At 63.4% G+C, this 8,786-nt stretch carries 8 protein-coding genes and 1 pseudogene; 6 read left to right on the forward strand and 3 right to left on the reverse strand.

All coding sequences use genetic code 11. The features are described 5' to 3' along the window. The first annotated feature begins 86 nt into the window (after positions 1 to 86). Both der and G7A66_RS04195 read left to right on the forward strand, forming a co-directional pair. Positions 87 to 1,523, forward strand: a complete 1,437-nt coding sequence (gene der, locus G7A66_RS04190) for a ribosome biogenesis GTPase Der (protein WP_174294446.1) — start codon at positions 87 to 89, stop codon at positions 1,521 to 1,523. Between the two features lie 10 nt (positions 1,524 to 1,533). Further along, positions 1,534 to 2,055 carry a DUF2721 domain-containing protein gene (locus G7A66_RS04195; RefSeq protein WP_174294447.1) on the forward strand — a complete coding sequence of 174 codons (522 nt, stop codon included), beginning with the start codon at positions 1,534 to 1,536 and terminating at the stop codon, positions 2,053 to 2,055. A gap of 1 nt (position 2,056) precedes the next feature. Here G7A66_RS04195 and G7A66_RS04200 read toward each other — a convergent pair whose 3' ends face one another. Next, positions 2,057 to 3,370 (reverse strand): DUF418 domain-containing protein, encoded by a 1,314-nt coding sequence (locus G7A66_RS04200; protein WP_232366624.1) that lies wholly within the window; start codon positions 3,368 to 3,370, stop codon positions 2,057 to 2,059. A gap of 74 nt (positions 3,371 to 3,444) precedes the next feature. Beyond that, positions 3,445 to 4,629 carry an SPOR domain-containing protein gene (locus tag G7A66_RS04205; protein ID WP_232366625.1) on the reverse strand — a complete coding sequence of 395 codons (1,185 nt, stop codon included), beginning with the start codon at positions 4,627 to 4,629 and terminating at the stop codon, positions 3,445 to 3,447. A 333-nt stretch (positions 4,630 to 4,962) separates the two neighbouring features. Here G7A66_RS04205 and G7A66_RS04210 point away from each other — a divergent pair, with 333 nt between their 5' ends. From G7A66_RS04210 to G7A66_RS04225, 4 genes are all read left to right on the forward strand, one after another. After that, positions 4,963 to 5,697 carry an AAA family ATPase gene (locus G7A66_RS04210; protein ID WP_174294448.1) on the forward strand — a complete coding sequence of 245 codons (735 nt, stop codon included), beginning with the start codon at positions 4,963 to 4,965 and terminating at the stop codon, positions 5,695 to 5,697. Positions 5,698 to 5,736: 39 nt separating this feature from the next. After that, positions 5,737 to 6,420 carry a hypothetical protein gene (locus G7A66_RS04215; RefSeq protein WP_174294449.1) on the forward strand — a complete coding sequence of 228 codons (684 nt, stop codon included), beginning with the start codon at positions 5,737 to 5,739 and terminating at the stop codon, positions 6,418 to 6,420. A gap of 11 nt (positions 6,421 to 6,431) precedes the next feature. Then, positions 6,432 to 7,784 (forward strand): SPOR domain-containing protein, encoded by a 1,353-nt coding sequence (locus G7A66_RS04220; RefSeq protein WP_174294450.1) that lies wholly within the window; start codon positions 6,432 to 6,434, stop codon positions 7,782 to 7,784. Positions 7,785 to 7,919: 135 nt separating this feature from the next. Further along, positions 7,920 to 8,285 (forward strand): cupin domain-containing protein, encoded by a 366-nt coding sequence (locus G7A66_RS04225; RefSeq protein WP_174294451.1) that lies wholly within the window; start codon positions 7,920 to 7,922, stop codon positions 8,283 to 8,285. A gap of 1 nt (position 8,286) precedes the next feature. Here G7A66_RS04225 and G7A66_RS14095 read toward each other — a convergent pair. Beyond that, positions 8,287 to 8,786: pseudogene (locus G7A66_RS14095) on the reverse strand (amidohydrolase family protein); the annotation flags it as partial.

The raw sequence follows: 8,786 nt of genomic DNA on the forward strand, positions 1-8,786 counted from the left end.
CCGCTGAAGAGTGTCGTAGATTCCCCGAAGCGCGAAGACAGCGGTTTCTTGCCAAAGCGCCTCCGAAAGGCCACTTGCGCAAAATCATGTTACCGCAAGTCATCATCATCGGACGGCCCAATGTCGGCAAGTCAACCCTGTTCAACCGGCTCGTCGGCAAGAAGCTGGCGCTGGTCGACGATCAGCCCGGCGTCACGCGTGACCGCCGCACCGGAGATGCGGAGATCGCGGGGCTGAAGTTCCAGATCGTCGATACCGCTGGTTGGGAAGATGACGATCCTGCTTCGCTGCCAGGTCGGATGCGCCAGCAGACCGAACTGAGCCTCGCCGGCGCGGATGTCGCCATGATGGTGGTGGATGCTCGGGTCGGCATCACGACGCTCGACCAGGAAATCGCGCTCTGGCTGCGGCAGCAGCAAGTGCCGGTCATCCTGGTGGCGAACAAGGCCGAAGGGCGCGGCGCCCTGCCCGGCATCTACGAATGTTTTCAGCTCGGCTTCGGCGACCCTGTGCCAGTTTCGGCCGAACATGGCGACGGCATTGCCGATCTGTTCGATTCGCTCTGGCCAATCCTTGGCGAAGGCGAAAAGCTGCGCGAGGCAGCCGAAGACATCGCGAAGCAGGAGGCGAAGATCGCCCGCCAGCACGCCCGCGATGCCGCGGAAGATCGCGGTGAGGAATATGTCGAGGAGATTGTTGCCGGCCCCCTCAAGCTGGCCATCGTCGGGCGACCGAACGCAGGCAAGTCGACGCTGATCAATCGCCTGCTGGATGAGGAACGCCTGCTGACCGGACCTGAAGCCGGAATCACCCGCGATTCAATTGCCATCGACTGGCAGTGGCGCGATCCCAAGACGGACGAAACGCGCGAGATTCGCCTGATCGACACGGCGGGTATTCGCAAGAAAGCGCGGATCACCGACAAGCTGGAAAAGATGGCCGTCAGCGATGCGCGTCACGCCATTGATTTTGCCGAGGTCGTCGTGCTGCTGCTCGACGCCACGCAGGGCCTCGAACATCAGGATCTCAAGATCGCCTCCATGGTTCTGGAGGAAGGGCGCGCCCTGATGGTGGCGATCAACAAGTGGGATATCGCCGAAGATGCCAGCGGCCTGTTCAACGGCATTCGTCACGCGCTCGACGAAGGGCTGGCGCAGGTGAAGGGCGTGCCGCTGTTCGCCGTTTCGGCCCGGACCGGCAAGGGGCTGGACACGATGCTTTCCACTGCGTTCGAAATACGAGAAAGCTGGTCCAAGCGGGTGCCCACTGCCGCGCTGAACCGCTGGTTCGACGATGCGCTGGAAGCCAATCCGCCGCCAGCGCCGAAGGGCCGCCGGATCAAGCTGCGCTACATCACGCAGGTCGGCACGCGGCCGCCCCGTTTCGTGGTGTTCGGAACAAGACTGGATGCGTTGCCGACGAGTTACGAACGCTATCTTGTCAACGGCATCAGGCGCGAATTGGGGTTCGAGGCCGTGCCGGTGCGGGTCAATCTGAAAAGCCCGAAGAACCCTTTCATCTGAACGTCATGCCATGATCCTCGACTTCATCGCCGCGAATGCGGACATCACCACGACCCTGATCGAACGCACTTCAAGCACTGTTCGCGTTCAGCACATCCTGCAATTGTCCCTCGCCCCGGTATTTCTGCTGGCGGCGATCGGCGCGGTGCTGAACGTGATGAACACGCGGCTGATCTGGATTGTGGAGCGAGTGAACCGGATCGAGGAAGCCGAAGACGATGGAACAGGCGGGCGCGAATCGGAAGAGCTTCCTGCATTGCGGCAGCGGCGCTTCCTGGCGCAGGCGGCGGTCAACCTCTCCACGGCGGCAGCGCTGACCATCTGCCTCGTCGTCGCGCTGCTGTTCATCAGCGCCTTTATTCGTCCTCAGATCGGCACCTGGGTTGCAGCGGCATGGATCGTCGCAATGGTGCAACTGGTGCTGGCCTTGCTGCTGTTCCTGCTGGAAACGCGCGCTGCCATCACCTCGCCGCGCGAGCGCCGCCAGATCTCGCGCGAAATCCTCAGGCGGCGCCACGACCGCGAAGGATAGTTTACCGCTTGAGGGCGAAAACACGTCCATAGGTCAGGCAGCGCCACAACCACTCCAGCGGCCCGTATCGGAACCGTGCGAGCCACGATTCGGACACCACGAGCATGATTGCCCATGCGGCCAGAACCACCACATAAAGCCCAACGCGGTCCAGCTTGCCGAACAGGTCACCCAATCGGCCGTGGAACACCACCATCATCAGGATGGACGTTCCGATGTAATTGGTGAAGGCCATTCGCCCGGCAGCGGAAAGGCGGCGGCCGAGCCAGCCGCCCGCCTTGGGCGCCCACAAGGCGAGCAACGCCGCCATTCCGAGCGCCATCGGCAGCTGCCCGAAACTGCTGAGGCCGATATAGCCGAAAATGGCCGCGAAATAGTCGAAGCCCGTGCTCTGCACCCAGAGTCCGACGGTCAGGGTCAAGGCGCCGCCTGTCAGCAGCCCCGCCCAGCCCCATCTCCGCTGTTTTACCGGGTCCATACCGCCGGTGAAAAGGCCGAGGCGGTACAGGCCCATGCCGATCAGGATCAAAGGCAGAGTTTCCATCACCGTCAGCCACAATTCACTGCCAATGTCTTCGAGGTGACCCCTGAAATTATGCGCGACATATTGTGCGTAGGTGCCGTCCATGACGATGGCGGCGTCGCGGGCGCCTTCCTCCAGCTCGCTGGCCTTGCTGGCGAGCATCATGGCTTGCCCGTCGGCCAATGCCGCACTCGTGCCTGCCTCGGTCCCGCCCATGACATACATCGATGCGCCCATGGCCGTCATCAGCAGCGCACCGGCCAGAAAGCCCATGAGGCCGATGATCAATTGTGTCCTGGCGTCCCAGCCGATGCATAGCAGGGCGACGAGGCCCCAGACGGCATACAGAGTCAGGATATCGCCGCGCCAGATGAACAGGAAATGGGTAAGGCCGAATAGCAAAAGGAAGAACAGTCGCCGCGCCTGCAGCCATCTGGTGGCCCCGCGCTCTTTCGCCTTGTCGACGAACAGCACCATGCCCGCACCGAACAGCAACGTGAACAGGGCGCGCATCTTGCCATCGATCAGCGTGAACTGGGCGAGCCACAATGCGTCGGAGGCACTACCGTGCTCGACCATGAAGGCAGGCGGCCACAGATAGGCCGACCAGGGCTGTCCGAAAGCGACGATGTTGGCCAGCAATATGCCGAGCACGGCGATGCCGCGAATGAAATCCAGGCTGGCGATGCGCGGCTGGCCGGTTCTGGAAATCGGCATTGGCTGCATCACGTTGCCCGGGTCTTCGCCTGTCAGCCCCTGCGCCGCCTGACTCCTGTGCTCAGCCTCGTCCATATTCTCACCCCCGTTCAACTGACTAACTAGCAGAAGCTGTCAGAAACGGCAGGCTTTTCGCTCTGGAACGCGGCCTATTGCATTAACAGGCATTCCTGGCCTGCCCGCTTCAGCGCGGCGCAGGCAGCAGCGGCTTCCGCGCGCGTCGCGAATCCGCCGGCCAGGAGTCGCGTGAGCCGCCCTGATGCAATGAGGATCTGCTCGGTTCCGGCCAGTTCCGGCCTTGATGCAAGCCGATCCCAGAGCTTCTCTGCATTTCCATCGACGGAGAACGCGCCGAGTTGAACACGCCAGGGACCGTCCCGCTTCGGTTCTGTAGCGGCTCCAGCACCAGCCTCCGGAAGGGTGATGACTGGGGGCGGTGCGGTCGGCGGGATGTCGCGAACCGGGACTGTCTCTGGAACCGTGCCTGATGTGGGCACTTCTGGCACTGACTGCGTCGCGGTGCCGCGGATTGGGTCAGCTCCTGCCTGCTCCGGACTTTGCAGGCCGGTCGCGCTCGCTGCCAAGGCGACGGCACGCCGTGCCTCTTCCACGTTTGGAGCGGCAGTGGCGCTTTCTGCAGGAACCGGCACGATAGCTCCCGAGCCCCCCTGCCTCAGGGCAAGATCGACAGCGGCGAATTGGACATTGCGCCGCGAATCAGAGGCATCGCGCAATTGATCTGCGACAATCTGCGCCTGCTGTCGCTGTTCCAGCGGTATGTACCTGTCCATCTGCGCGATGGCCGAGGTGGCCTGCGGCAGACCGGCGGCGTTCGCGTTGGTCAGCAATGCATATGCACGAACCCAGTCCCGCGGCACCAGATCGCCGTTGAAATGCGCGATACCCAGCAGATATTGCGCGCGCGGGTCGCCGCGGTCGGCCGCTGCCTGCACATAGGGCAGCGCAGCCTCGCGCCGCCCGTCCTGGAACATCAGCAAACCGTAATTGTCCGCTGCCTGAATGTGCCCCTGCGCCGCCGCCTGCGCATAGTAGCGTTCGGCGATGATGATGTTGGCCGCCACTCCCCTGCCGAGGCGATAAGCCTGCGCCAGATTGAACTGCGCGTCGGCGTCACCCGCCTCTGCCGGCCCTCGCCAGATTTCGACCGCAGTGCCGTAATCTCCGGCGCTCCAGGCATCCACACCGGTCTTCACCACGGTCGCGTTCCCGGTCTGGGCAGTTGCAAGAGTGGGAATCGTGCCGGACAGGCCGAACATGAGCATTGCGGCGGCAAACCGGCTCAGGAATGGCCGCATCGCACCGGCTTGTGTCATTGACGATCCAGTATTGCTGCTGGTCGCACTTTTCAGAAAAGCCTTGCCAGTCATGGTCATGTTGCCCGCCTGTCTTTTTCTGCCGAGCCGAACCCGGCCCTTTTCGCAGCCCTTCCTAGTGAATGCAGTGTTAGCAAAGAGTTTCCCTCAGAACAAAAGGCCGGTGCTGTATCGAGGCCTTCCGTAAAGACTGCACGCAGACGCCAAGGCCGAAGTGCTCCTTAACTCAAAATTAGGGGTATCCTGTGCATCAGTTGCTGGCGGGTCGCAATGACGAGGCCCGATCAGGGTTTCATACGGTTTATCCGTCAATCAATTCAGGGGGACCAGTCCGTGCGTGTACTGGCATTGGCATCGCAAAAAGGTGGATCGGGCAAGACCACCCTGTCCGGGCATCTGGCGGTTCAGGCGCAACGCGCCGGCGCAGGTCCGGTGGTTCTGATCGATATCGATCCGCAAGGTTCGCTGGCAGACTGGTGGAACGAGCGCGAGGCGGAATATCCCGCCTTCGCCCAGACTACCGTCGCCAGGCTGGCGAACGATCTGCAGATCCTGCGTCAGCAAGGTTTCAAGCTGGCGGTCATCGACACGCCGCCCGCCATCACCATGGCCATTCAATCGGTCATCGGGGTTGCCGAACTGATCGTCGTGCCCACCCGGCCCAGCCCGCATGATCTGCGCGCCGTCGGTGCCACGGTCGACCTTTGCGAACGCGCCGGCAAGCCGCTGGTGTTCGTGGTGAATGCCGCTACTCCGAAAGCGAAGATCACGTCGGAAGCGGCAGTGGCTCTGTCGCAGCACGGCACCGTTGCGCCGATCACGCTGCATCACCGCACCGATTTCGCCGCCAGCATGATCGATGGCCGCACCGTCATGGAAGTGGACCCGAACAGCCGCAGCGCGAACGAGGTCACGGCTTTGTGGGGTTACATCTACGACCGGCTGGAAAAGAACTTCCGCCGCACGGTCTTTGCAGCGCCCGGCGGAATGCATCAGGCATCCGGTGCCGCTCGCAACGCCGGAACCCATCGCCCCGCAGGCGGCTTCGGCCGCCGGGTCGCCCAGTAGAATCGCTGAATAGCGGAACCCCGCACAGGAACGCATATCATGTCGGAAGCCAGTTTCGCATCTCTCAGCCCGACGCTGCTTGCCCGCAAGGGCGGCGCCAGGCCGGCCATGCGCCCGCAACTCACGCCGCTGATCCCGGGCCGCCCGGCCAATCTGGAGGATCTGGGCTGGAATGACATGGGTGAGCAGGACGATGACGCCTCATGTGAAGGCGAAGTCGTCCAGTTGACCCCCGCACCCGCCAATCCGGAAGCCGAGGCGGAAGCCCGCGCCAACGATCGTGAGGCAGAGGCTGCTCTCGCGGACAAACGTGCGCAGCTTGTCCCGCCGGCGGTTCACCGCCAGCAGCACGAGATCGCTACGCGCATCAAGGCTGTGGAAACCTCGCCACGGCATGTTTCTGCGGGCGAGGAGCGGCCTGTCACCAAGGCTGTAGAGCCGATGGGCGAGCACGAGGAAGCAGTCGATCTGCCGAAGAATGCAGCGGCGGTTCTCCGGAATGTCACGTCCATTACCTCGCGCCAGTCAGCGGCATCGCGCGGCAAGCGTGCAGCCTTTACCCTGCGCCTCGATGCCGAACGCCATCTGAAGCTGCGTCTGGCCAGCACGATAGCCAATCGCAGCGCCCAGCAGATCGTCACCGACGCGCTGGATGCCATGCTGGGCGACATGCCCGAACTCGATACCTTGGCCGCGCAATTGCAGCGGCGCACCAAATCATGAGGGGACATGCCATGACCGGGACCAATCCGAAGACGCGCAGGATCGCGCTCGCCGCGACCACCGCACTTGCCACCCTCGCACTCGGCGGATGCGCCACCAGCAGCGCCCCGCGTGCCGACCTTTCGGCTGCCCACGCGCAGAAGGAAATGGCGCAGGGCAATCACGAGAAGGCGGTTGCCCATGCAGAGGCTGCCGTTCAGGCCGAGCCCCGCAATGCAGCCTATCGCACCATGCTCGGCGCAGCCTACATGGATGCCGGCCGCTTCGCATCGGCTGCGACCAGCTTCGAAGACGCGCTGGAACTCGGCGACGATTCCGCTCGCACTGCGCTCAGCCTCGCCCTCGCCTATGTTGCGCAGGGTGAACAGCGCGCGGCACTGGACCTGCTCGATGAATGGGCGCCCGACATCGCACCGGCCGATCTCGGCCTCGCCCTGGCCTTGGCGGGTGAGCCGGACCGCGGCGTTCAGATCCTTGGCGATGCCCTGCGGGCCGGGGAAACTACCGTGAAGCTTCGCCAGAATCTCGCCTATGCCTACGCCCTGCAAGGCAATTGGAGCGGTGCGAAGATCATGGCGGCGGAAGATGTTCCGGCCGGTCAGCTCGACGCGCGTATCGCGGAATGGGCGAAATCGGGACGACCCGATCAGGCACACCTGCGCATCGCGAACGTCTTGCAGGTTCCGGTGATTGCAGATGCCGGCCAGCCGGCAGCGCTGGCACTTTCGAACAACCCCGGCCCGCAGCAACTCGTGGCAGAAGCCGCAGAGCAGATGGCTCAGGTAGAAATTCCGAATACACCCCCGGCTGCACAATATGCCGAGGTGCGACCCGCTGCCGAACTTCCTCCGATACCGACGCAATCTGCCGCTCCCGCCTTCACGCCGGCCGCGGCGGTGAAGATAGCCGCGGCTCCGCAGCCAGTAGCGACTGAAGCCGCAGCAAAACCTGCAGGGTTCACCAAGGCTTTCGCCAGCAGCGAGATTGTTCAGCCCATCCCGGCTCGCCAGCCAGCTGCAAGAGAGGCGCCGAAGCAGGCACCACGCACAGCCTCGTCGTCTCGTGTTGCAGGCGGAAGCCACCTGGTTCAGCTCGGTTCATTCGGGAGCGAAGATCGCGCTCGCCGTGCCTGGGACATCTATGCCGACCGCTATCCCGAACTGCGCAATCACGACATGGTCATCACCCGCGCCCTCGTGCGCGGAAAGACGTATTACCGCGTGTCAGCGGGCGGATTGCGGCAAGCCGCTGCCAGTTCGATGTGTGCATCGGTCAAGGCCTCGGGCCACGGTTGCTTTACCTGGGCGGAAGGCAAGCCGCTGCCCGGCGCACTCGATCAGGGCGTCCGCATGGCGCGCCGCTGATCCATTCATCTCTAACGGATGCAGGCCCGCCCGCCCTCTCCGGCGCGTCGGGCCTTGCTTTGTCGGCGCGATCTTGCACGATCGCGCAGAAGCGACGATTGAAGCGCCTGACGTCAACCGCGCAGGCCTATCGCAATGATCAACCCCACCGACCTTGAAGCCGCTTTCGACCGCGTCACCGATTTCTGGTCGCCCAAAATTATCGGTCAGGTGAACGACCATCTGCTGAAAGTCGCCAAGCTGAAGGGCGAGTTCGTCTGGCATGCCCATGATACGCAGGACGAGTTGTTCCATGTCGTCAAAGGCGCGCTGCGGATCGAGTTTGAAGATCGCGCCGTCGATCTGAAAGAGGGTCAGTTCCTGACCGTTCCGAGGGGCGTGCGCCACAATCCGGTGGCGGAGGAGGAATGTTGGGTGCTGCTGATCGAGCCTGCTTCGACCCTGCATACCGGCGATGTCGAAACGCCGATCAGCCGCAGTCTGGACGAACAATTGTCCTAGATCAAACCTTTACGCCGCCCTTGAACAGCGCCATTACGCGGCCTTGGGTCGGCTGCCCGTCGAAAGGCGTATTGCCCGCCTGCGCTTCCATCCGGCGGCTGTCCACGATCCATGGCTTCTCGGGATCGACAATGGCGATGTCGGCCTCTGCCCCCTTGCGCAGTTCGCCTGCGTTCACGCCCAGAAGGCGCGCCGGATTGGCGGCAAGAAGCGCAGAAGCACGCGGCATGTCGATCACCTCGTCACGTACGAGCGTCAGAACCATGGCCAGCAGGGTTTCGGCACCCGCCATGCCCTCCGCCGCATCGGCGAAAGGCAGGCGCTTGTCCTCCGGGCCGCGCGGGTCGTGACCGCTCGAGACTAAATCAATGGTCCCGTTGGCAATGGCCTCGCGCACGGCGTGGCGGTCCTCTTCCGACCGTAGCGGCGGGGACAGCCTTGCAAAGGTACGAAAATCGCCGGTCGCAAGGTCTGACAGCATAAAGTGCGCCGGCGTTACCC

It is taken from the genome of Alteripontixanthobacter muriae, assembly GCF_013336795.1.
In the GTDB taxonomy this organism is placed as follows: domain Bacteria; phylum Pseudomonadota; class Alphaproteobacteria; order Sphingomonadales; family Sphingomonadaceae; genus Pseudopontixanthobacter; species Pseudopontixanthobacter muriae.